The following is a 341-nucleotide window of genomic DNA, read 5'->3' on the forward strand; positions in this document are numbered from 1 at the left end:
CTGCGGTCGGCACAAATGGCCACGCGGTCATCGGGACCCACGCCAGAGGCAATCAGGTAATGGGCCAGCTGGTTGGCGCGCCGGTTCAGTTCGGCATAACTCAATTGATTTTCACCGGATACCAGCGCGGTGACATCGGGGGTGGATGCCACCTGTTGCTCAAACAGCTGGTGAATTAACATACTATGCTGATCCCTCAGCACAATATCACTGTGTTCTACAGCATCACGGTGATCTACGGCGTTGAATTCCACCAATAACTGGTGGCGCTGATGGGATTGCAGGAGCGGCAACGTTTCCACCGGCCTTGAATCATCATCCACCATGGCCGCCAGCAGGGT

1 protein-coding gene is annotated in these 341 nt (G+C 55.7%); it reads right to left on the reverse strand.

What is annotated here, in order from left to right; translation table 11 throughout:
• Positions 1 to 341: AMP-binding protein (locus Xsze_RS21610; RefSeq protein WP_143707628.1), on the reverse strand; the 341-nt coding region annotated here is incomplete at both ends.

The organism is Xenorhabdus szentirmaii DSM 16338, assembly GCF_002632585.1.
GTDB lineage: Bacteria > Pseudomonadota > Gammaproteobacteria > Enterobacterales > Enterobacteriaceae > Xenorhabdus > Xenorhabdus szentirmaii.